Raw genomic sequence first — 23,561 nt, 5'->3', positions numbered from 1 at the left:
CAACGAAGGAGCTAGGTTCTATAAATGCCTGTATCGCGCTGCTGGCAAGGCGAAAAATCCATTCGTCGATGTCAAGCAACACATTATCTTCGGCACTGCAAAAAACGGGATAGAATGATTGATCCAAGATTCTCTGTTGTCATTCCGGTCCACAACAAGGCCAGGCATGTCACCGCAAGCGTAGCCAGCGCGTTGCAACAGACACGGCCACCGAGCGAGATCATCCTCATCGATGATGCATCCACCGATGGCAGCGCCGCAATCCTTTCAAAGATGACTGACCCTTGTATTCGCCTACTGTTTCGGGACACACCGGGACCGGGTGGATATGCAGCGCGTAATTTGGGAATGGCCGAAGCCAACGGCAATTGGATCGCTTTCCTTGATGCAGACGATATCTGGCATCCGTCTCATCTTGCAGACATGGCAGCCGCGATTGAAGCAGCACCGGAGGCTGGATGTGTTGCAACACGCTATGATCATGTTTTTACTGACCATCGAAAACCTTCCAAAATGACGGATGCCCTTGCCAGCGTTGCAGGGCGCAGCGCCGATTTTCGAGAGGCTCTTGATATCTGGGTGCAAAGTGGAGAGTGCCCGATCTGGACCAGCGCAGCCGCGTTTCGTCATGATCTGCTTCACCGGGCAGGATCGTTTCCAGCCGGAAAAGCAGTACGCGGCGGTGACAAGGACATGTGGCTACGCGCTCTATCCCATGCGCCTTTTACCTATGTACCAAAGGTCAGTGCTGAATTTCATCGCGATACCGATAACAAGGTTAGCAAAACCACCAATCCCGACAGCATCCCCATATTGGTCAACACGGCCCGGGCAATGATGGCAACGGCAAGTGAGGAAGAAAGGACATTGCTGCGCAAGCTGATCAACCAGCAAATCGGCCTCTATGCGCGCTTTTCTTTCAAGGGCGGCGAAATCTCGTCGCAATTCTCGCGCAATTTATGCTTGCCGGAAGGTTTTGGACTTTTCCTGATGATCGAGGCCGCACGGTTAATGCCGCCAACATTGCGCCACAAGATTTACCGCGCAATCAAGGGAACATGATGATTTAGACTGGGGGATTTAGACTGGGGGATTTAGACTGGGGGAAAAGTTACGGGCATAAATGCAGGGGGCTGTTTTGTTTGGAGCTGACGGCCATGAATAAAATGTCGGAAACACCGCTTCCGCTCGACAGGTTTGTTGTCGAAGAAGGTAATGAGCTCATAGATTTACGTGCTATCGGCCGCGCTTTTCGCAAGCATATCATTCCCGTCATCCTAGTGTCGGCATTGGCTATGATCGTAACGGCCGCCGCCTATTTCCTGACCACACCCAGCTATATTGCCACAGCGACCATGGTTGTCGAGCGACAGACCCAGGAAGTGGTTCCTGTGAATAGCGATATACCGGCGCTTACAACCGACTCTTCCACAGTCGATACCACCGTGGAGATATTGCAATCCCCTTTTATTGCTGGACGGGTGGTCGATGCATTAAAACTCACAGAAGAGCCTGAGTTTAACCCTGCACTTTTGAAGACAAATGGCCAAGGACCACAGACATCAGAGCAGCAACAGGCAGCACGCGACCGGGCCATTCGTATCTTGGGCGGCTCGCTAACTGTCCAGCGAGAAGGTGTTTCTTACGCAATTGCCGTTCGTTATGAGTCCGAAAACCCAAAGATGGCCGCGAACATCGCCAATGCTACGATCGATGAATATCTGCTAACCCGGGTTGAGGGGGAGCAAGGCTCCACCCAACGGAGCGCAGACCTGCTCGAAACAAGGCTGGAAGAATTGCGCGGGGAAGTATTGGCTGCCGAAGCGCAGGTCGCAAGATACCGTTCTGACGAAGGGCTATTCGCCGCCACGGATGTCAGCTCAATTACACAGCAAGAACTATCGGTTCTCAATACACAGCTGGCCGAAGCGCGAGCCGCCGAAGCCGCAGCCAATGCACGTTTGTCGACCGCTAGGGCGCAAATGTCTCAAGGCTTGTCCGGAGAAAGCCTGGGAGCCGCGCTCGAGTCCGAAGTAGTAGGCGCTTTGCGGGCTCAGCGCTCGGTCGCTAGCGCCGAAGTTGCGAACCTGTCGACGCGCTATGGACAGCGTCACCCCAGCCTGATCAAGGCGCAAAGCCAGCTCGCTGACATCGACACCCAAATCACCGCCGAGGTCGGGAGGATTGTATCGAGTCTGAAAACCGAAGCCAGTGCCGCAAGTGGACGCACCTCGTCCATTGCATCGTCTATAGCAGGGCTGCAAAATCGTTTGGCGGTGGACAGCGATGCCTCTGTGCGGCTCAGTGAGCTGGAACGCAATGCTGCGTCTGCTAGGGAATTGTATCAGGGCTTTCTGGATCGCTACAAAGAATCTGTGGCGCGTCAAGGCACGGAAAGCAGCGGGGCTAAAGAGGTATCACGAGCTGCTATTCCAGTTCTTCCGGTCTCCCCGAACCCGTTATTATATATAACCATTGCATTGGTGGCCGCGGGCGCGTCCTCGACCGCTGTTGTCGCAGGTCGGGAGTTTCTTGAGAATGGTCTAAGGACCGCCGAAGCCGTCGAGAAGCGTCTGAAAATCAATGCTTTAGGGTCTATCCCGGAAATCGGCTCACTTCCGGAAGTCAAAAAATCCGGTGATCCAAAGCCATGGCCGCCGCAGTTTTTGATCGATCATCCCAAATCGGCTTTTGCAGAAGCTTTTCGGGCGCTGAAAACCACGTTGGCAATGGCGCCAGGTCGCCATAAGACAAAAATCATCTCGGTGACATCGGCGCTCCCCGGGGAAGGCAAGACGAGTTCCGCCATATGCCTGGCCGGTGCCGCTGCCCGATCCGGCATCCGCACACTTTTGGTGGACTGCGATTCCCGCAGACAGGCATCATCCCGTTCCCTGGCCAAATCGATAACCTACGGACTTACGGATGTTTTGAACGGCGAAGCCGCGCTGAGTCAGGCCGTCGTCCATGATAAAGATAGCGGTGTGTATTTCCTTGGCCAAAAACCTGATGAAGACACGCCGTTTGACCTCATGGGTTCCGAGGCGATGTCCGACCTGCTCAAGGAATTGCGAGGTCAGTTCCAATTTGTCGTTCTGGATACAGCGCCGGTTCTGCCGGTGGCAGAATCCCGCATGCTGGCAGCACTCGCAGACATGGTGGTCTTTCTGGTCCAGTGGAAGAAAACTCCGGCCAAGGCGGCGGAAATTGCCCTGCATCAGCTGGATGATGTCGGTGCCAACGTGTCTGGAGCCGTTTTAAGCCGGGTAGATGTGATTGAACAGGCGCGGACGGGCTTTGGCGACGCAGGCCTCTATTTCAAGCGCTACAAGGAATATTACGCTTAGGCGGCTTGGGGACACATAGTCTTGGTCATATTTTCCTCATATATCCAAAGGAATAGTCTATGATCGGCGACGACCTGGGAGGAGCGCCATCTTTACCTTTACCAATATTGGTGCTGGTTACGCTCCTCATGGCCATTCCAATGGTATTGGCACTCAAGAAAGTGCGCGGCTATCCAGCGCGCTTTGTGATTCTTGCCATTTGGCTCCGCTATATCATGAGCGCTTTTCATGAAATCACTTTTTCGCCAGCTATTGCCGGGCTGAGCTGGAATGCCATTGGCTCTGTGGCGATTGCCGGTACGGGCCTTCTGCTGGTAACCCCGCGCCATTATCTTCTGAAGCCGTTAATGCCCGTCTATGCGCTAATCCTGCTGTCGTTGATTAGTGCCGCCGCCAATGACGGCATATTCACGGCGCTCGATTCCGCAGTGAAACATATATATTTCATGGTGCTGATGATCGCTATATATCGTGCGCTTTTGGAAAATGGCGGCGCCCGGTTTTTTACGCCCCTGCTCTGGGCCTTTGCGCCTTTGGCTGTTCTCCAATTGCTGTCGATCGGTCTGGGCGCAGTAAAAGCATCTGAATTCGATGGTTCCAGCAGTTATATCGGCGGCTATAACCATGAGGCCACCTTCTCCATTGCTATGGCCACGTTTTTCGTGGTCTTGTGTTTTGCGAGTTCATTAACGCGCGTGCTAAAGGGCCTTCTATCCATCGGATTGCTTGGCGGGATCGTGCTGGCCAACTACCGGACAACCATGCTTGCGGTTTTGCCGGTTGCAGTGATACAGTTGGTGAGCAGCACCATGTTCTCTTTCGTGCGGGAACAGCGAGTCATGTTGGCCGTCATCATATCGGTAATCACGGTAGCCGGAGTTTTCATGCTGGCCGGTTTCTCAGCAGAACGCTTCAATGACCTCGCGGTGTTTTTCGGCGACCCCGGCCAATATATCAAACCACAAGCAGAATTTTCGTTTGACGAGCGGCGTTTGTTGTCGGGTCGGCTCTATATATGGTCAGGATATATATACGCTTGGCTTGATGGGTCGACGCTCAATCATCTGATTGGCTTCGGTCCGGACAGTTGGGAGGAGATATTCAAAGTCTACCCCCATAATACAATTGTCGCCTATCTCTACGAACTGGGCTGGGCCGGCGTTTTCCTACTGTTGTTTTTCTGGGTTACCATGATCAAATTGGCCATGCGAGCGCCCACTGAAGACCGCGTGATATTGTTGTTCGCGCATTTGTCATTCCTTTTCATGAACTTGGCAACCATGGCCCTGTGGCAAATAGAAGGTGTAATTTTTTATGCCATTATTTGTGGTTTTTCGCTATTTAGGAAGGTGGAATCAGGGGCAATCAGAAGCCATTTCAAAGCGCAATTGCACCCTGCTTGACTTTTTGGTTCCAGATAGGCTGGAACAGGGGAGGCGTAATTGGACAAGAAAGGCGGCGATACAGCTGGATCCAGTCGATCCAATTTGTCAGGCGATACGGTTAGTGCGCGGATACTTTCTGACTCTCCTTCGACATTGGATGGCAATGCTGCAGAACAGCTTGATGATCCTGGTGCTTTCCAGCCGTCTTCCGCATCCGAAAAGGCAGCACAGCTGCCGCAAAGGACACGGATCATCGTTGTTGCCGGACTGTTCATTTGGATCATCATCGCGATTGGATTGCTGATCTTTTTCTTCTGAATGGATTTTCTTTTATTGGGGTTCCTTCCCGTCAACGCGAAATCTGTGCGTTATATCGCCGAACAATTTTGCTGCCGTTCGGGCTTTGATATTTAGAAGTAGATTGTCCCCCTGAGGTTGAATTTTTTGCGACCAACAATTCTCTTCATCATCAACAGTTTGACAGGCGGAGGTGCAGAGCGGGTTATGGCTGCCTTGCTTCGACACTCGACTCCTTATCGCGATCAATATGATATATCGCTGGCTTTGCTGGACGATGAACCAGCCGCCTATGAAGTGCCGGACTGGATCACTGTCCATCAGCTGGATTGCCGTGGCAGCCTGTTGCAATCCATTCGGCAATTACGTGCGCTGGAACGATCCCTGCGCCCTGCTGCAACGCTGAGTTTTCTAACCCGCTCAAACGTGGCGAACTGGGCCAGCAGAGCAGGCAAAGGTTGCCCCTGGATTATCAGTGAACGGGTTAATACCAGCGCGCATCTTGGCAAAGGGCTATCCGGGCGCCTTAGTCGCATGCTCGTGCAGCTTTCCTATCGCCATGCTACACATATCATTGCCGTATCACAGGGCGTAGCGGATGATCTGTCGGATGCGTTTGCCATTCCGGACGATATCATCAGCGTGATTTCCAATCCGGTTGATACCGTCCGCATCGCCCGGCAGGCACTTGAAAAATATCCTGTCCATCCGGATGAACCTTACATTGTCGCAATAGGCCGGTTGGTAGAGAACAAGAATTTTAGCCTATTGATTGATGCTTTTGCTGCCGCATCAATGCCGGGAAAGCTAATCATCATCGGCGATGGGCCGCTCCGCGCCACTCTTGAACAGAAAATTGCTGATCATGGGCTAGAGCCACAGATCATCCTGACCGGCTTCATCCAAAACCCTTTCCCCCTTCTCGCCGGAGCACAATTTTTTGTGCTGCCATCCAATGCCGAAGGCTTCCCCAACGGACTGGTCGAAGCGATGAGTACCGGCACTGCGGTAGTTTCCACCAATTGCAAATCCGGCCCCTCAGAAATTCTCGCTAACAAGAACAATCTGGCAATTGAAGAGATGACTCCGGTTGATTTTGGCGTCCTGGTTCCGTGCAACGATGTTACCGCAATGGCCGATTCTTTGCTCTATTTTCAGGATGATGAGACCCGCAAACGCTTCGCTGATCTCGCTTTGACCCGCACGAAAGACTATACACCGGAAAAGGCGGCACGCCGTTACTGGCATGTGATACAGAATAGCATGAATGCCGTGTAGCTGACGCTCTCGGGCAATTGTTCAACCTTGGGGCAAGACAAGGAATTGAAGCGGATATGCGTCAATTTGGCCCCATGCGTGCTGTCGGAAAACGAACCGCCAGCGACAAAGTTTTTACGTCTTATCAGGCTCTTATTTTGCCGCTGATCATTGCGGCTATGCTGCCAAGCCGCGCCTATGCTCAACAGTCCGACCTACTGGAGGATTTTCGTGAGGAGAGCCTGCAGTTCGAGAGGAACGATCAGCTTGGCGTTCTTGATCGGCCCCAGCCTGAATATGACCCGGTCCCGTACCGCGTTGATGGAGTGGAGATCATGCCAAGCATCAATGTAGAAACGCTTTACGACAGCAATATCTTTGCAGTGCGCGATGCGAGTGATGACCTGATCGTGCGGGTCAGGCCCAAAGTTACTGCGTCTACGCAGCTTGGCAGTTTCAATATCGCGACGGCTGCAGAGGCAGACCGTCGGCAATATTTAAGCGCCGATGGTCAGAGCACCACGGACTATACATTGGGTCTCCGCGGAAGGTTTGACGCCAGCCGGGATGGCCAGATCTATATCGGAACCCGCAACGGACAAGCCACGGAGGACAGAACCGATCCCGCCTCCCCCCTGAATCTGCAAGAGCCAGTACAATATCGCTATGCTTCTGCATTTCTCGGCGCAGCACAAAGTTTCAATCGGCTGCGTATTGCCGGTCGCGTCGGGGTTGAAACCCGTGATTATAAGGACGGACGAGACGGTCTGGACGCGCCGGTGGATCAGGACTTTCGCAACCGAACACTGTTTACGTCAGATATGGCTGCCGAATTCGCGATCAGCCCCGACACTTCTGTATTTATCAACGGAAGCGTCAATCGGCGGGACTATACGACACAACCGGCGCTTTCTCCATCCAGAGACTCCAAAGGCTATGAAATTACCGCCGGGACCAGTTTTCAACTCAGCAAACTGATCCGCTCGGAAATCGGGGTTGGCTATTTCAAGCAAAATTTCGAGGATCCTGGCTTTGAAGATGTCGATGGTTTTGCCGTCAGGGCCAAGGCGGAATATTTTGTAACACCCCTGGTGACGCTGACGGCGCGAGCCAATCGCGGGGTTGAAGAGTCCTCAACACTGGGGTCAGGCGCTTTTGTTGCAACATCTTTCTCGCTGACGGCGGACTATGAATTGTTACGCAATCTTGTCATCAGTGCGAGCGCTGGTTACGAGCGCGACCGCTTCCAGGATATCGACCGGCGCTATAATATCATCAGCACAAAGATGCGCGCCGAATGGCGTCTGGCGCCGCGCTTTGCGCTCCACGCCCAATATGATTTTCGCGAACAGGATGCTTCGGGCACATTTCCGGGGCGTGAATTCTCCCGGCATCGTTTCCTGGCGGGCATAACCATTGCAGGAATGTGACATCATGGACCACCCAGACCGCCGAACTGTTATCTCCGCCTTCATTTTGGCGTCTCTGTTAGGAAGATCTCATTCTGCCCACGCAGCCACCATAGATGGCCGCACATTCAAAGGCGATGGCTCAGGAGAAGGGCTAAGAGCCCAATCGGGATTAGTGATCAAAAACTCGGGTTTTTTCAATTTGGGCAATGGTGCCATTCGGGTGAATGTCGCGACGGACAGTCTGGTTGTTGAAGATGTCGAGGGGCGCGATTTATATCGGTTTCTTGAAAATACCGCTTCAGACCGATCTACGCCGGCGTCATTGACCAATTTCACATTGCGCCGGATTACAGGAGACGACATCAGCAGAGCCATGACCCGTATTCGTTATGGATCGCGAGACGGTCTCATTGAAGATGTGATTGCGCGGGCCGGGACGGAGACAGAACGATACTGCGCCGGCTTCGTTCTCGACGATGAAGCACGGTCCATCATCTATCGTCGCTGTGAGGCACATGGTTTTGCCGAGCGGGGCAGGTCTGGCAGCGATTACTGGAACGGAGACGGTTTTACTGACGAGCGAGGCAATAAGGCGATCCAATATCTGAATTGCGTTGCCACAGGCAGCACGGACGGAGGGTTTGATTTGAAATCAACCGATGTCAGACTGTCCGATTGCGTGGCCAAAGATAACAAACGCAATTTCCGCTTTTGGGGCAGCGGTGAGGTGGAAAGATGCCGTAGTGAAGATCCACGGTCACGTGGCGGGTCCGGCCGAGCTTCCCATTTCTCCTTCCATGGGGGCAGCGCAAAATACGTAATCGACCGGCCCGTCGTGCGCGCCGCAGAAGATAATGATGCGCCGGTTTTTCTTTTTGATAATGATGCGCCAGCCAATATCGAAATTCGCAATGCTGATATTAGCGCTCCTGGGGCTCCTTTGGTCCTTGCTGAAAATAGCAAGCCAAATATCACCTGGGTGCCCGCGCGAGAAGAGCAAAGCATTAGGACGAAGGAATAGAGGCCTGAGACTTCCCCTTTGCGCCAGACACAAAAAAGCCGCCAACCCATTAGGTCAGCGGCTTTTTTTTGGTTGCGGGAGTAGGATTTGAACCTACGACCTTCAGGTTATGAGACGGAACGCTATGATTTTATAATATTGTTATATATTGTTTTTTATCGACATATTCGATGTTTGTGTTAAATTATGTGCTTAATATTCTACTATTTTTGGGCCGAGTTATGGATTTATGTGTTAGCCTATTAGCACAAAACCCTGTGATGCTAGATAATCAAGGGTTCCAGCTTTGGAAGCGAGAAGTACCAAACATCTGTGTCATTCCGAATAGCAAGCCTGCACGATAGAATAACAGGATTTTGAGTGAAGCAACTCTATTGTAAATCACTGTTAAAAAACAATAATTATTTTGGTAAGCAGGAACTATGTAAGGTTTTGTGTAAGTCCGCCGCAAAAAGAAAGCGGACACCTGTTGCATAAAAGGAGCTGATGCTGGCCACGACGCAGCCCCTGCCCGCTTTTGTCGGCAAACTGAAAAGCAGCTATTCGAGATATGCGATCTAAGGAGCACTTTTGGGCAGGCAGCAGAATGACGAGTTTTGGTTAGTTAGCCTTCAGCGCAGGCATTGAATCATTTGACGATGGTATTGTACTCTAATGTCTGCTTAGGGCGCAAAAGCGGACATAAGATAACTCGTCTATCCGATACAATCCCATTAGCAGAATTAAGAGAATTGCGAACCAACTGAATGCTCTCAGACTTTTTTTGGTGAGAAATACTCCAAGGTCGCTACTCCAGCTATTCGCTCCGCTTCTTCTCGTTCGAGGCCAAGTCCCAAAAGCGTATGCCTGATGAGATTTCGGACGAAAGTGTCGTTCTTCCCGGATTGATTTTGCTGCATGATATATCGCATCCCTGCAGACACGGTCCCCAGGATAAATGCAAGAACACTGGTGATCTCTTCAAACTGAAATCTCCCATCCGATTGTCCTCTTTCAAGATTCTTTCGGATAGGAGCGTTCATGGATGCGTCTGAATCAGCAATACCAACAAGCAGTGTAATCAGGATTTTCGCACGTTGGGGTCGTTGAACCGACATGCTCAGGAAAACAGACATCGCAATCGCAAGATGCATTGCAGGATCAGCGCTTTTGGTTTTTGCTTCGGCAATCCTTCCACGCAAATCGTGTCTTATCCGCCGGGCAAGGTGATTGCCGATATCTCGTTTGTCGACAAAGTGATTATAGAAGGTTCCTTTGGCTACCCCTGCGCGATCAACAATCTCATCAATGGAAACGGCTGCAAAAGATTCAGAACCGATCAATATTTCCGCAGCATCAAGCAGGGCATCCCGGCTTAGAGTGCGTCGAATGCCTTGATATCCGGGCTTGCTCATAACCTAAACCGGATAGACGATCCTTAAGTGACTGGAAAGTCAATTTAGAGGGAGTTATCACTTCGCTATCATTTATTGCGGAGACCGACATGCCTCGCTTATCATTTCAAACCTCGCTGCTATTTGCTCCCCTTGCTTATGCCATCCATCATGGCGAAGAAAATCTGCTTCTCGATTTCCGAGCTTGGCGTTTATCCTACTTTCCCGACAATAACGCTTTGACAACAGAAGCGATGCTTACAATCCTGATGGGAGTAACATTTGTCTATTTGATACTGAATTCCATCTTTCGAAATCGGGTAAGCACCGCACTTACAATTGGCTTTCTGATGGGAAGCCAAGTCGCCAACGCAATTTTCCATGTTGTCACCACAATCATCTATCAAGACTATAGCCCTGGAATGATTACATCTGTGTTGCTCTATTTACCGGTGAATTTTCTTATCTGGCGGGTTGCATTGAAGGAAGAGCTGACAACCCCCTTAATCTTGTTTTTTGTGTTCATTATGGGCGGTGTTGTCTTTCTTGTATTTGAAGCGTTCGGACCGATTGTCTTGCTCATTGCAACACTTGTCGCCTGGATACTGATGATTGTGTTCGGCCTCATGAACAAAAGCGCTGATGGCGAATCTGCTCAACAAGCGCCTTCGGAAAATTTGCAGCGCTGAACGGCCAGCTAATAAACGGCTGCAGAGAATATAAATTTGAGATTTGCATCAGGATTGATCTAAGGTCGCCCTCTTTCACAAAGAATTGGCCACGACCGCTTAGGGCGCAAAAGCGGATATTCAATTTTCGTTGTTTGCTAGTCCAAAAAGAAATGGAATCGGCCAGAGCATAAGGAAGAGATTTGGTATCCACCAAGCAGGATCATAGTCTCCGACAACAATCCAATAGCTGATTGCCATAAGGCCTGCACATACCGTCAGGCTTAGTGATACAGCTGTCCACACCTTCCATCTCGGATCTCCAATACGCTCCAGTCTGAGCGCCCAAAGTCCGCATATTGCAAAAATGACATCGAGGGGCATGAATGACCAATTCCAGGCCACTACACGCGGATCATGATAATCCTTGAATAGATACTCTCCTGGTACGGATATGATCGATAATGCCATCAGTGCAGTCACCGCCCAGTAGAGCAGCATTCCTACATCCGTAATCCGCATCAGCCATCTTCTAGCCATTTCAGGACGTTAGAGCCAAGTTGAGGAAATGTCACCTCTGGACGCAAAAGCGGACGTTAGAGATCAATGCACAACAGCCTTAAATCAAGACAATTCGGATCACTCCAACAGTTCGCACTCTTCTATATTTGTTGCTTGTCCAATGCTGCTTTGAACTCACGTCTCGCAGAGGCTTTCAGGTATGGGAACAGAACGGCAAGATGATGTTCAATACCGCGTTCTTGGTCGGCCCAACTTACCTGCTCAAGCCCTTCGAGTTCTCGTAGGTAGTCAACCCAATAGCGACTGACTATCCAGAGCGACCGGCCCAGGACATCAATGTTCTGCGCATTGTCCCCTACAAAGAGACCTTCGTTATCAATTCTCTTGAGTAAGGCGACAAGCCCTTCATAATCTGCTGTCAGTTCGGAATCCGGTCGCTGACCTACGGGTTCGCCTGCATAATGCATACGATCACGCAAGAGGAAGCGATAGCGCCACGTCAACTCCATCCCGAATAGCAAATGGTCGATATAGTCGTCGGCCAATGTCCCATTTTTCTTGGCTGCGCGATGGTCTTTCATCAGCGATAGTACATCGTCTTCCAGAGCTTTCGCCAAGTCGCGCTTCGCAGGAAAGTGATAGGTTAAATTGCCTTGGGACATGTGCAGGGAAGCCGCAATTTCGGTGACTGACGTTGCCGCATAGCCCTTGGCATTAAAGGCACGTCTGCTGACATCCAAAATTCGAGAAGCGGTGGCTGAGCGCTTTTTCATCAGTTCAAATGTCCTCGTGGTTTAGTCCGTTATGTAAAAGAAAGTTGTAATTTAGTACATAATACCTAATAATAGGTTTTACTACCTATTTTATGATTCGGGTAGCACCTATTTTCGAAACTAAGGCGCCGCACTTTCCAGCTTGGATGGTCCAGCGGATTGAAACTTGGAAGGAAAAATAATGTCGAAATGTGTCGATGTCTTCTGGTCGTTCAGAAGTCCTTATTCCTATCTTGTTACTCCTGACCTGCTGCAAATACGCGAGGACTATGCGGTCAGTGTCACACTGCGCCCGGTTTTACCGATTGCTTTGCGCGCCAAATCTACCGTGTTCGATGCTGCCGACAAGAAGCGTCCAAAGTATATAGTGATGGACTCCAAGCGCCGCGCGGCGTTTCTGGGCTTGCCTTTTTTCTGGCCAAAGCCGGATCCAGTTGTCCAAGATATGGAAACCTATGAAGTGCCAGAAGAACAACCTTATATCTGGCGATTGTCGATGCTCGGCGTTGAGGCGGAGCGCCGCGGTAGGGGTATCGATTTCGCACATCATGCGGCAGCTTTACTATGGGGTGGAACTAAAGATTGGGACCAAGGTGACCATCTCGCGCTTGTCGCAGAGCGAGCGGGTCTCAATCTGTCCGAGATGGAAAGCGCGTTCGCGCATTATGATGCAAAGGCAGAGATAGACAAAAACCATCGATTGCTTGAGCAATCAGGTCATTGGGGCGTGCCGACAATGGTCTTCAAAGACGAGCCTTTCTTTGGTCAGGACCGGATCGATACACTGCGTTGGCGTCTCGACGAGTCGGGATTGAAACGTAGTCCATCCGGCCAATCAACGCATGAATTGAATGAAATCGACCGACTAAAGGAGTTAGAAAATGGATCTGAAGATTAAAGGTAAGAAGGCCATTATGGCCGGTGGAAGTGCTGGTATGGGGCGAGCAACGGCTGAACGTCTGGCGGAGGCAGGAGCCGAGCTAGTCATCACCGCTCGCGGTGAAGAACGCTTACAAAAGGCGGCCGAGGAAATCGCTGGAAAATTTGACGTGCCAGTTACTCCGGTTGTTGCAGACTCCTCCACCGAGGAAGGCCGTGCAGTCTTATTCGCCGCTTGTCCTGATCCCGATATTCTTGCCATCACAATCAAACCCCCTGATCCGAACGGAGATTTCCTAAAGGTAACGCCTGAGATGTGGCGTGATTCCGTGGACACAGCCTTGATCGGACCGATTGAAATCATGCGCAATTACATTCCGGTGATGAAAGAGAAAGGTTGGGGCCGGATTGTTAATATCGCGACCTTTTCCGCGAAAAACCCTATGATCTGGCGGTTGATGTCCGGCCCGGCGCGGTCCGCACTGCTCAATTATACCGCAAGTGTCTCGCGGGAAATCGCTCCGCATGGCGTAATCCTGAACAACCTTTTGCCCGGTATGTTTGCGACCTGTTCCCCGTCAGCATTCGATAGACAGATTGCGGTTCATTAACATGTGAGTGTTTTGGTATCATCGTAGTGACGTAAGGAACGAAGATGAGATCAAAACAGAAAAATTCCAAGGCGCCCGCTGACCAGGTGGTGAAGGATATTCGCCGTGCTACCCGCAAGCAATATAGCGCAGAAGAGAAGATAAGGATCGTACTGGAGGGTTTGCGCGGTGACGATACGATAGCCGAGCTATGTCGCCGAGAAGGCATTGCCCAAGGCGTCTATTACAAATGGTCGAAGGACTTCATGGAGGCTGGCAAGAAGCGTCTTGCAGGTGACACAGCGCGTGCTGCCAACAATGAAGAAGTGAGTGAACTTCGCCGTGAAGGCCGCGACCTGAAAGAAGTTGTTGCAGAACTGACTTTGGAGAACCGACTTCTCAAAAAAAGCATGATCGGGGATGGGGACGAAGACGAATGAGGTATCCTGCATCCGAGAAGCTGGAGATCATCAGGCTGGTGGAACGATCACACCTGCCAGCTAAGCAAACACTGGATAGGCTGGGCATCGCCCGGCCTACCTTCTACCGCTGGTATGACCTCTATCAGCGTTTTGGTGAAGATGCGTTGGAAGATAAGCGCCCTGGTCCCAGACGTGCGTGGAACCGGATACCAGATGAGATCCACGAACAGATACTGGAGATGGCGCTGGAACGCTCTGAGTTATCGCCCAGAGAGCTGGCAGTGACGTTCACCGACACCAAAGGCTACTTCGTATCTGAGGCCAGTGTTTACCGGCTCCTCAAGGCCCATGATCTGATCACCAGTCCGGCCTTTATCGTAATGAAAGCAGCGAGCGAGTTTAAGGACAGGACGACTGCACCTAACCAGCTCTGGCAGACCGACTTTACATACCTCAAGATCATAGGCTGGGGCTGGTATTATCTCTCCACCATCCTCGATGACTTCTCCCGCTACATTATCAGCTGGAAACTGTGCGCAACGATGAAAGCAGAAGATGTAACGGATACACTGGAGATGGCATTGACGGCATCTGGCTGCGATCAAGCACATGTGCTGCATAAACCGCGTCTGCTCAGCGACAATGGTCCCAGCTATGTTGCAGGAGAACTGGCCGACTGGCTCAAGGATCGAAAGATGCGCCATGTTCGCGGTGCACCGTTCCATCCCCAGACACAGGGCAAGATCGAGCGCTGGCACCAGACCTTGAAGAACCGCATCCTGCTGGAAAACTATTATCTACCCGGTGATCTGGAAAAGCAGGTCGAGGCGTTCGTCGAGCATTACAATCACGAGCGTTATCATGAGAGCCTCAATAACGTAACACCTGCAGATGCCTACTTCGGCAGAGCTCAATCCATCATCAAACAAAGAGAAAGGATCAAACAACTCACATTTAGAAAACGACGCTTGCTTCACAGCAAGCTGGCAGCTTAATATCGACCAACCAGATGGTGCCAAACTCTCACCAAAGTGAATGACACATCTGTCTCATTTTATCTGACGACTGACAGTCAACCTCTGACAAGCCAGGCCAGTTTTGTTGATTGTCAGATTGTGTGTTTTTATCCTCGGTCATTATTTGTCTCCAAGTCCTTGGTTCACCCGGAACCAAGCCCCCTCTTCTCTTCGACTATAGCGAAAATGTCACCCATCGTCATTTTGAAATTAACTGGTCAAATTCGGCCAATCCAATGTTCCAACTTGAGTTTGCAGCCAATGCCGTCATTATTCCAATTTAGGAAGTTCAAATATTTGTGGGTGAGACATGGGTTTGATTGAATTGCTATTAATGGGTTCTACCATTGTTGGCGCAGGGCAATCGTTCGAATGCACGCCAACTCGTGTCTGGGATGGTGATGGTCCCATCTGGTGCGCCGAAGGTCCAAGAGTCAGACTATCAGGCATTGCCGCACGGGAAATGGATGGGACTTGTTCAACTGGTCATCCCTGTCCGAAGGCAAGTGCAAAAGAAGCACGCGACGCTCTAGTGAAATTGGTTGGCAAACCTTCTGGACGGTCAAGGGAGGGTCATGTTCTGGTGTATGGGCCTACATTGAAGTGCCGATCCGATGGCGGGGCGGGCGGCAAGCGCACTGCGGCATGGTGTGTGTCACCAATATCCGGAGATCTTTCGTGCGCGATGGTAAAAGGTGGTTGGGCACTCAAATGGAGCAAATATTGGAAGACGCACCGCTGTGTTGGATAATCTACGTCCTTTGAAAGTTAGAATGGCAAATTTGGTGTTTGGCGCGGAAGTTTGCTTTTTTGCTTGGATGATTATTGGGTGGCCGCTCTGGAATCTGATTTCATATTCGATGCAACATTAAAGTTACGGCGAGTTACCTCGTCATTGCATTCTAGAACTCATACTTGATCAGAAAACCATCCGAAGACTCCATATGCACACAAGGCTATTATTCCATTACTTTTGAATGACGATGTTATGCCTACATGGCCACGATCAAGCCCTTCGCTTTTTACTTTCTGGTTCCTCAGGCTGCGCGCACAGATCACAGAGCCGCGCAGGCAAGATTCGCTTCTCTTTTTCAGAAAATTCCCATTTATCAGGATGCTCAGCGGATACTAAAACCCTAAGTGCGCTATTTAGAGCATCATGGTCCATATAAGTCATGAGCCCGCGTGCACCTTCAAATCCACAATTAATTGCCGCTATCGCCTGACCAAATCTAATTGCTCGTTCCAAATCGGATTTTTTAAGATTTTGGAAAAGAGAACTTCCATTGTTACCCAGTCTATGGAGGATACCTGCCGTACACCAATCGCCTGAACCTGCTGCATCCTCAAATACAGGTGCCTCAAAGGCATTGATTCGACTCCAACGATTTCGCCAACGCATTTGGAGCCCTGCTTCGCCGAGCGTTTTGATGATTACTTTTGGATTTTGTGTTTCTTCAAGATCGGGAATGTGCCCAAGACGCTCATCTGAATATTTCAGTATATGGCACAAATCGACCGCCTTTTGGAATGCTCGCTCGTCGTTGATAGAAGCAGGTTCAAACATCACCAAGGCTCCTCGATCCTTAGCCCATTTAGCGAGCTTTAACGAAGCTGGCGTTACCCTATCAAAATAAAATGTGGCTGGTCGCAAATCTGATTCTACGATTGGATCAGCTTGCTTTAGAGTCATCGCCCTAAATCGTGGCAACCAACCTTTACAATCAGGACAAGTCAGAGAAAATCTGTGGGACCGTCCACCATCTTTAGATTCAACAAATTTTTGAATGACGATTGGTGTGGAAATCGAATTATCTTGAATTAGATGATCCGTATTGACGCCAATGGCGTCAAACTCTTCTACAATAAATTCACTTGCTTGATCAGTTCCTAAACGTCCGGTTTGGATTGCTCTCCACCCCATCCACGACAGAATTGACATCACGTTACCACAGGACCCTCCCGCCGCCGCAAAAGTATTTTTTTGACCCTCAACAATATCTAGAGCCACGAAGCCCGCCCCCATTGCAGATTGTGTCCCGCGCATTTTTTCGAATCTTAGATCTATACGGGTCATCGCTCCCATTCTCCTCTTATCCACATTGAATACAATTCTGTTTTGTCCGCAGCCTTTTGTTCCGGTTCGCCGTAAGTCGCTGTTTCTACATATGGCATACCAACATGGAGGTTTGCACTTTCTAGCCTTCGAGATCGATGATCATAACACGCCAAGAGCGAACCGATGGATAGCAATTTTGAGGATAGTGGCGATACAAAAGCTTTACACCCTCCCAACTCGTGCAGTGCATTGCGGTATCTCTCAATCGCGCCATACAACTGCCGGTATGCCTCAAATGGATTGTATTCACTAGCCTGCAGAATATTTTTCGGTTCAACTTGGAACTCGTCGAACAAAATTTGACGATATGCGCCAATAATTTCGTCACCGCGGCGAGCATTTCTAGAAGGGAACGGTATTACAGGGCAAATTTCATCAGGCCGGAGTTCTTCTCGAATCAGAGTTAATCGAGCATCTTGGTCTTCCCCCAAAACCGGAAACCAAACGCGCGGTATGTGCTCATCAACCTCCCCGTTGAGTTGTCCAGAAAAGCCCACCACATTTGTGACCGTATCACTTAATGATGCCGACGAAGCTGCACGATCAGAGCTAACACTTTCCGACGTGGTCACATGTAGATTCACTTCAATCTCATGGTCCTCAAAGAGACGGTCCAACAAATGGATCAGTTGTGAAACAACCGTCATTGCTATCATTCGGGGCATAGCGCTTATATCAACGACGATATCAGAATAATTTTTGAGTAAATCAGGTTTCCTAATTTCGCGCTGTACGCTTCTAGATGTTGCCGTTTGACGCCCCGAGGTAGATAGTGTCACTGGCAATTCGGTAACTGTCCCGTTGACAAATATTTTGCGGCAAGCGTCCACGTTCTCTTTGGTCAATGCGATGCGGTTTTCCGAATCTGGAAGGCCATTGTCGAATGCTATTAGCCAACAATCCCGTTGACCGCCGCCACCGGAGCCTAATATCCTAGCACATGACTCAGTCGCTCTCACATCGAATCCACGCCCCATTATAAACAATACATCTCGCGAGCGCGTGCCCAAATGGTCTTTCCAAAAGGCGTCGAACTGATCATCGGGAGCCAAGACATATGGGTCCCAACGCATCCGTGAATCGTCATTCGACAAGTCGTGCCTCCTTAACAGCTGGCTTCCCGAGTTCAATCCACTGAGATAGTTCCGACAACGGTTTTTCTCGCCAGCCCCCATAGCCTAAAGGGAGGTCAAAATGCACACAAACGAGCCGATTAATGTAGAAAACTACATATTCCCGGTTCTTGTTTTTATGATCCAATCGAGGAGCAACAAGATTGTGGGCAACGAGTGAAGTTAGTACATCTCTTAGCTTCCGATAGTAGTCAGGGCCTGAATCAGCCTGATCAATAAGTCGGGCACGGTCTTCCATGGATATTGCGAAACCAGTAACGCCTGGCGCATATGGTGCAGTCGCACGGAAGGTCTGCGTCCGACAAAACGTTCCTGCCGCTTCAAGCAGACGACGCGCTTCATAGCCATGGGGAAGTCTCCGGGGCATAGCCTCCCAACGCTTTCGAGCAGACTCTTTTATAATCCGGTGTTGGTTAGTTGTACTCAAGGTGGTGGGAGCTGATCTTGGTCCGGTAATTTTAGCCGAAATTTCTTCGAATATATCGCCCGCTACCTCAACGTATTGGTCAACATTCGTTGATGACACGGCCGCAAGAGTTTCTTTGCCGAAATAAAGTGGTGCCTTGAACTCTGATCTGAGAAAATGTTCCGCTGCTTTGCGCATACCGGAACTGTCTTTCGCCGCGAACTCATCATCAGACAGAATGTCGAAACCGAATGACACTTGTGTTTTAGCCATATCCCGTTCAATCAAAACACGCGTTGATCGCCATCGTTTTGCGCGATCAAAGGGTGTCCCTTCAAAATCTTCAGCAGCCTTGATCCAATCGTTATAGCGCGTATTGGATTTTACTCTTTCCTGAATTTCTTTCTCAATAATTTGACATGCTTCTTCATACCTATCGTTCCAAACAGCAGCATCATCAATCTCTGCTATAGAGGCAAAGAGATCACGATCTTCGAAGCCATCAGCCTGATGCGCCCGAAGCTCTGCAATTTGCGAGACAAATTTTGAATATGATTTTAAGCGACCAGCCCAACGATTTTCTAATTGCACTACGCCGTTGAAATCCCTTCCACGCAAGACACCCTCACTTAAGATTTCCTGATGGTTTAGCGCTTCCATTCTTTCGGCTACCCATATACCGCAATCCGCGCGCGCACTTGTGAGTAAATCTGTAAGAGATTGACGCTGGCCAACAGACAGATATTGCAGGTCATCCAGTAACAATAACCTTTTGTCACCGATAATCCCGTGAGCATCTTTGAATTCAGCAGTTGCAAACCAGGAAAGAGCATCGAGCTTCACATGTCCACCGGTACTGTCCTCGATATCATCAAAGTCGTCGAGCCTATCATAGAAGGTTCGTTCAATCTCAGCCGCCCAGTCGTATAGTTGCCGCCCGGTCGCAGAGGCTGGAATTGTAACATCTACGTCAGGACTCCAAGTCGCTGAGATTGTGTCTAGATCGTCGGGGTAACTTCGATCGCTGCGCTCGAGGATCGCTCGCATAGTTGCAATCACGATCCTTGCATTCAACAGAGATCGGAAGAGTCCTCCACCACGATCAATCTCCTCCATATCTCTGTATTCTGGAGTGAACGTCGCCATTACTCCCAATAAACAAGGACCATTTTCATCAATGGCACCTCGTTTCCGAAGTGCGTCATATGTTGGACGTGAGCTTGCATCATCAGTTAATAGAGAAGCGAGCTTCAGTGGCCTTGGTGTCAGAAGCCGAAGAAATGATGTTTTACCGCCGCCTGGAGCACTACGTAGAAAAACAAGGCCACCCCAAGGATCTTCCAATTCATCAATGAGTTCCAACGCGCCAGCACCGAAAAGCTTAACGAATTGGTCGTCACTTACAGAGCGCTGTGCGGCCCTTAAACGAAACGGATTACGCATTATTCAAACTTCCTATGGCGACTCACGCGTGGGAACAAACCAAGAACATTACTAATGTCTTCAGCCCACAAAAGAAAGATCGAATTATTTGGCGTATTATGTCCAAGGATCACGGGAAGTTTACAATCAGCATATCCATTTCTGAACGACTTTCCCCCTACTTTCGCATGGTCATCATCGGCGTTCTCATCCCAATATTTGTCGTTGCCAACCAGGTTAAGTATATCAGCATCGTATTCAAGACTCAGCTTCGTATCGGATCCCAATTTATGAGCGATTCGAAACTCTATATTACCACGCGCGAACCCGCGTTTTTCCAACAATGGCAAAATGTGATCAATTGCTTGAGGTGCAGCGACGTAAAGGACAATGATGACTGATACTTCTTGCTTTGCGACGAGTGAGCCTAGGCTAGCATCATTGTCCAACATATCTAAAATTTTATGGATTTTGCCATCCCAGTCGCCGCTTTCTGCCTTACGCAAGTAGCTCGTTCCGCTAGCTGTAAAATCATCCAACAATATTATAGTCTGGAAGGTTGGATCTGCGGTACCTCCTTCCGAATCATTGAGTTTGGCTACATCTATCTCCAGCTTTTTTTTTAGATTTCCTACTTTCCCGGTGGAAATATCATAAGCATGCCAAATCTGTTCATTCGAAATATCTAAGGGATTAGCCCTTCTGAACCGGTCAGTTTGTGCTCCATCGCTCAACCCCAGAAAAAGCGTCCGTCTCAGATTGGTTCGGTAATTCACCGTGTTGGTTATCAACTTAACTCGATGCGGTGAAATACCTAATTGTCTTGCGGTCATCTCAATTAAGTGGGGGCGGACAAAAGATGGGAAAGACAAACTTACTAGGTAGTTGATCTCAGCATTTGAGATAAATACTAACCGTTCTCGAACAAATTTATATGCAATTTGACGTTCTTCAATAGTTTCAAATTGGCGCAGCCATAATGCTAAACTTTCGAGAAATCGCCTGCCCGGCGCATATTGTTGATATTCATCATACTTATAATCGGCGAATGCTTCCAACGCGGCACGCTCGGCTGCTTTCACATCCGTTTCCCAGTTCATAATTCTAGCTAAAAGTTTTTCGGCAAGCTCACGTTGCATAAACGTTTCCCTTATCGCCCGGTTTAATCACCAGACGCGCTTCGCCGGAAACAATGTGAAGATTATTGAGATAATATAAAGTTGCCTGAACGCCCGTTACTCCGGCTGGAGCCAACGCCCAACAATGTTCAGAATGGCGGCTGACTTCATCCACAGACAACCCAAACGGACTATCCAAAAACTCAGCATCGTTGCCAGGCCACACCCCTTTGTCTCCCAAACGCATTACGATCCCATTTCCACTAATAGCTGAATCTAACCTATCAACAACCGCAGCTTTTGATGACCTTAGGAACTGAATATCAACAGAATGGCTTGATGCGGTGACAGGCACGTTTAGATGGTTTCCCGAAAGCACAGAATTAACGGCCGATATTGCCTCTTCTACAATCAGATGCCCTGGCAACCGTAATGCGATTTGAGCCTCATTAGCTCGAAAATGGCAATCCTTCAAAACTGAATGGGACTTTAGTTGGTCTAGAATCTCGAGGTTTTTACATTCGCCAATCAGCGGATCGCGAATGTCATCGAGTCTCGTGATGATTGCGCCGTTATAATAACCAACGATTATACTAGCCCAGAACTTTTCTGGGATGCAATTGCGCAATGCAATTCCGGCCGAAGGACCCCGACCAGTTGCGATTCCTATAGCCAAGCCTTCTTCTAACAATCGAGACAGCGAAACCGCCACTTCCTCCGACAGGGGATCAAATCTTTTTCTCGGATCACATAATGTTCCATCATAATCAAAGGCAACACCTGCAATTTTCGCTTCGGACCAGACCTTAATCGCTCTTGCGTATGACGCTTCCCACACTAATTTTGCAGGCTCGTTAGTTAGCGCATCAATTGCTTTACGGCGAATAGCGGCTGTTCGATTAATTTCTGAGGTCTTTTGCCTAATTCTGCCTGGTCCAAGTCGGTAAAGTTTGCGTCCAAACAACGGCACACCCGGCTTTCCCGGGTCTATTCCTTCCGAACGACCGGCTGCCGCACTTAGGTAAAGACCAATAAACAATCCGGCTATGGCCTGTTCATCAGTTCTACCTGCGACTTCAACTCGCCATTTCTTGATGCTGTCTGGCAACAAATCCAAAGTCCGCGTGGCCAACACAGAATCTTCGTTGCCAACTAATGCAACAATGCCCGTGTCATTTCCTCGCTTAGCAATCCAATGATGACGGCCGTGACCAAAATTTCGATAGTCCGCGGTATGGATCGGTCCCAATGCGGCCTCTACAAAACGTGATTCAAGATCAATTGCCGTCGACGACATTGAGGTACTGTAAAGAAGGCTTAAATAAGGCTGATCAACTGCATCAAAAGAAGCATTTGAAATAAAATCAAAGGACTTTTCGGAGATAGACTGAAGTGCGAAGTCCTTCAGCGTTGGCGGTAGATGGCGGACTTCCCCAAAAACCGAATCATATGCTCGCTTCAGTAGCATGGCCGATGTGATCATAGAGGCTACGGCCAGAAACCCATCTTTAAAAATTTTTCCTGATCCTCCGACAACATCGGTATAACTATAACGGGTCTGAAGCGCATGTAGCGGAGTGTCGTTGCACAACACCAATGCTCCAACCGGGCCTTGTTCCTCCTGAGCAGCAGCCTGAAATGCAGCACCAATATCCCGATTCCTTCCGCTAGCAGAAAAACATATGGTGCCAGCTTTGCGTGGCGCAGAAGATAGGACATCCAGCGGCGTAACAGCACGGGCTAACTGGCCAGTTCGGTATTCGTGCAATGTTGCAGCAAAACTAGCTGTTGAAAAAGAACCGCCGGAACCTACTGCCAAAAGAGGGAGTCCAGAAATTCTCTCAATCAGATTTGAGATATGTGAAATATCTAGTGCGAAGGCAGCGTTATAAACATCTTCCAATTTATCTAGTTCGCATTGATATCGATTTTTCAAGCGAACCCCTATTTCACTTATACACTTCTGTTTCATTTTGGAATAACAAACGAATCCCAGCGTCGATTCTATTGCACATTAGACGGGCCTTTGTCGTCAATTAACTCCACCATAATATTCATCGGTGCAAATTGCTGCACGACATAGCTGCTACGAGGCACAGCTGATCAGTATCGAGCACATAAGCCTAAATGCGTATTCTATGTTTGACGAATGCTAACGCTGAATCGGAAGTATCTCTGTCGCCTTATCTTTAGCGGCCTGTAAATAACCTTCCACCTTCCGCAACGTCCTCAGCCGTGGCCTTCGCCCTGCCCTCAAATCCAGAACAAACCTCGGATCACCCACCGCCCGCCTACCAAAGCGCGACGGCGCCATGTGGGTTTCCTTCAGGTGCATTTCGATACGATCCAACAATTTCACATGACGCCTCCTCGAATCATAAACTACTTGTGTTCTTTTTAT

At 49.5% G+C, this 23,561-nt stretch carries 19 protein-coding genes; 11 read left to right on the top strand and 8 right to left on the bottom strand.

The genetic code is table 11. The features are described from left to right. Positions 1 to 114: 114 nt before the first annotated feature. The 7 genes from DK507_RS06600 to DK507_RS06570 all read left to right on the top strand — a co-directional run bounded on the left by DK507_RS06600 (position 115) and on the right by DK507_RS06570 (position 8,719). Positions 115 to 1,062, top strand: a complete 948-nt coding sequence (locus DK507_RS06600) for a glycosyltransferase family 2 protein (protein ID WP_162558933.1) — start codon at positions 115 to 117, stop codon at positions 1,060 to 1,062. Between the two features lie 95 nt (positions 1,063 to 1,157). Further along, positions 1,158 to 3,347: an AAA family ATPase gene (locus DK507_RS06595; protein ID WP_109355612.1), complete on the top strand. Its 2,190-nt coding sequence runs from the start codon at positions 1,158 to 1,160 to the stop codon at positions 3,345 to 3,347. Between the two features lie 59 nt (positions 3,348 to 3,406). Next, on the top strand, positions 3,407 to 4,750 hold the full coding sequence (locus DK507_RS06590) for an O-antigen ligase (protein WP_109355611.1): 1,344 nt from the start codon (positions 3,407 to 3,409) through the stop codon (positions 4,748 to 4,750). Positions 4,751 to 4,789: 39 nt separating this feature from the next. Continuing rightward, complete coding sequence (locus tag DK507_RS06585; protein WP_109355610.1) at positions 4,790 to 5,050, top strand: hypothetical protein; 261 nt, start codon at positions 4,790 to 4,792, stop codon at positions 5,048 to 5,050. A gap of 117 nt (positions 5,051 to 5,167) precedes the next feature. Continuing rightward, a complete protein-coding gene (locus DK507_RS06580) occupies positions 5,168 to 6,307 on the top strand; it encodes a glycosyltransferase (RefSeq protein ID WP_367889552.1) in 1,140 nt (379 codons plus the stop codon). Positions 6,308 to 6,363: 56 nt separating this feature from the next. After that, complete coding sequence (locus DK507_RS06575; protein WP_109355608.1) at positions 6,364 to 7,716, top strand: outer membrane beta-barrel protein; 1,353 nt, start codon at positions 6,364 to 6,366, stop codon at positions 7,714 to 7,716. Positions 7,717 to 7,720: 4 nt separating this feature from the next. Next, on the top strand, positions 7,721 to 8,719 hold the full coding sequence (locus tag DK507_RS06570; RefSeq protein ID WP_162558932.1) for a hypothetical protein: 999 nt from the start codon (positions 7,721 to 7,723) through the stop codon (positions 8,717 to 8,719). A gap of 752 nt (positions 8,720 to 9,471) precedes the next feature. On the opposite strand, the gene DK507_RS06565 is transcribed toward DK507_RS06570, so the two are convergent. Next, positions 9,472 to 10,113, bottom strand: coding sequence for a TetR/AcrR family transcriptional regulator (locus DK507_RS06565; protein ID WP_109355606.1), 642 nt, complete (start codon positions 10,111 to 10,113; stop codon positions 9,472 to 9,474). An 89-nt stretch (positions 10,114 to 10,202) separates the two neighbouring features. Here DK507_RS06565 and DK507_RS06560 point away from each other — a divergent pair, with 89 nt between their 5' ends. Beyond that, a complete protein-coding gene (locus DK507_RS06560) occupies positions 10,203 to 10,781 on the top strand; it encodes an HXXEE domain-containing protein (RefSeq protein ID WP_109355605.1) in 579 nt (192 codons plus the stop codon). Between the two features lie 120 nt (positions 10,782 to 10,901). Here the strand turns inward: DK507_RS06560 and DK507_RS06555 are convergent, their stop codons facing one another. Together DK507_RS06555 and DK507_RS06550 are read right to left on the bottom strand one after the other, a co-directional pair. Then, the gene (locus DK507_RS06555) at positions 10,902 to 11,282 is read right to left on the bottom strand and encodes a DUF5360 family protein (RefSeq protein WP_216822347.1); all 381 of its coding nucleotides are present in this window, start codon (positions 11,280 to 11,282) and stop codon (positions 10,902 to 10,904) included. A 140-nt stretch (positions 11,283 to 11,422) separates the two neighbouring features. After that, the gene (locus tag DK507_RS06550) at positions 11,423 to 12,055 is read right to left on the bottom strand and encodes a TetR/AcrR family transcriptional regulator (protein WP_109355603.1); all 633 of its coding nucleotides are present in this window, start codon (positions 12,053 to 12,055) and stop codon (positions 11,423 to 11,425) included. Positions 12,056 to 12,236: 181 nt separating this feature from the next. Here DK507_RS06550 and DK507_RS06545 point away from each other — a divergent pair, with 181 nt between their 5' ends. The 3 genes from DK507_RS06545 to DK507_RS06535 all read left to right on the top strand — a co-directional run bounded on the left by DK507_RS06545 (position 12,237) and on the right by DK507_RS06535 (position 14,941). Beyond that, the gene (locus tag DK507_RS06545; protein WP_109355602.1) at positions 12,237 to 12,953 is read left to right on the top strand and encodes a 2-hydroxychromene-2-carboxylate isomerase; all 717 of its coding nucleotides are present in this window, start codon (positions 12,237 to 12,239) and stop codon (positions 12,951 to 12,953) included. After that, entirely contained in the window at positions 12,937 to 13,545 is a 609-nt protein-coding gene (locus tag DK507_RS06540; protein ID WP_109355601.1) for an SDR family NAD(P)-dependent oxidoreductase, read from the top strand. Before DK507_RS06545 ends, DK507_RS06540 begins: the two co-directional genes overlap by 17 nt. A gap of 44 nt (positions 13,546 to 13,589) precedes the next feature. Further along, positions 13,590 to 14,941, top strand: a protein-coding gene (locus DK507_RS06535; protein ID WP_109355600.1) for an IS3 family transposase whose coding sequence is annotated in 2 segments (ribosomal slippage) — positions 13,590 to 13,926 and positions 13,926 to 14,941 — 1,353 coding nt in all. Because the reading frame shifts where the segments join, the coding sequence is not laid out codon by codon here. 1,027 nt (positions 14,942 to 15,968) lie between these two features. Here DK507_RS06535 and DK507_RS06525 read toward each other — a convergent pair. The 5 genes from DK507_RS06525 to DK507_RS06505 are packed head-to-tail and all read right to left on the bottom strand — an operon-like array spanning position 15,969 to position 23,096. Then, on the bottom strand, positions 15,969 to 17,039 hold the full coding sequence (locus DK507_RS06525; protein ID WP_162558930.1) for a PfkB family carbohydrate kinase: 1,071 nt from the start codon (positions 17,037 to 17,039) through the stop codon (positions 15,969 to 15,971). Next, complete coding sequence (locus DK507_RS06520; RefSeq protein ID WP_162558929.1) at positions 17,036 to 18,175, bottom strand: hypothetical protein; 1,140 nt, start codon at positions 18,173 to 18,175, stop codon at positions 17,036 to 17,038. The genes DK507_RS06525 and DK507_RS06520 overlap by 4 nt, the downstream gene beginning before the upstream one ends. Continuing rightward, the gene (locus DK507_RS06515; protein WP_109355597.1) at positions 18,165 to 20,063 is read right to left on the bottom strand and encodes a hypothetical protein; all 1,899 of its coding nucleotides are present in this window, start codon (positions 20,061 to 20,063) and stop codon (positions 18,165 to 18,167) included. The genes DK507_RS06520 and DK507_RS06515 overlap by 11 nt, the downstream gene beginning before the upstream one ends. Then, complete coding sequence (locus DK507_RS06510) at positions 20,063 to 21,181, bottom strand: hypothetical protein (RefSeq protein WP_109355596.1); 1,119 nt, start codon at positions 21,179 to 21,181, stop codon at positions 20,063 to 20,065. Before DK507_RS06510 ends, DK507_RS06515 begins: the two co-directional genes overlap by 1 nt. Then, positions 21,171 to 23,096, bottom strand: a complete 1,926-nt coding sequence (locus DK507_RS06505) for an HAD family hydrolase (protein ID WP_162558928.1) — start codon at positions 23,094 to 23,096, stop codon at positions 21,171 to 21,173. The genes DK507_RS06510 and DK507_RS06505 overlap by 11 nt, the downstream gene beginning before the upstream one ends. Positions 23,097 to 23,561: the final 465 nt, after the last annotated feature.

Origin of the sequence: Sphingorhabdus sp. EL138, from assembly GCF_900258045.1 — a bacterium.
In the GTDB taxonomy this organism is placed as follows: domain Bacteria; phylum Pseudomonadota; class Alphaproteobacteria; order Sphingomonadales; family Sphingomonadaceae; genus Parasphingorhabdus.
The sequence above is the reverse complement of the archived record's forward strand: the minus strand, read 5'-3'. Positions and strand labels throughout refer to the sequence as shown.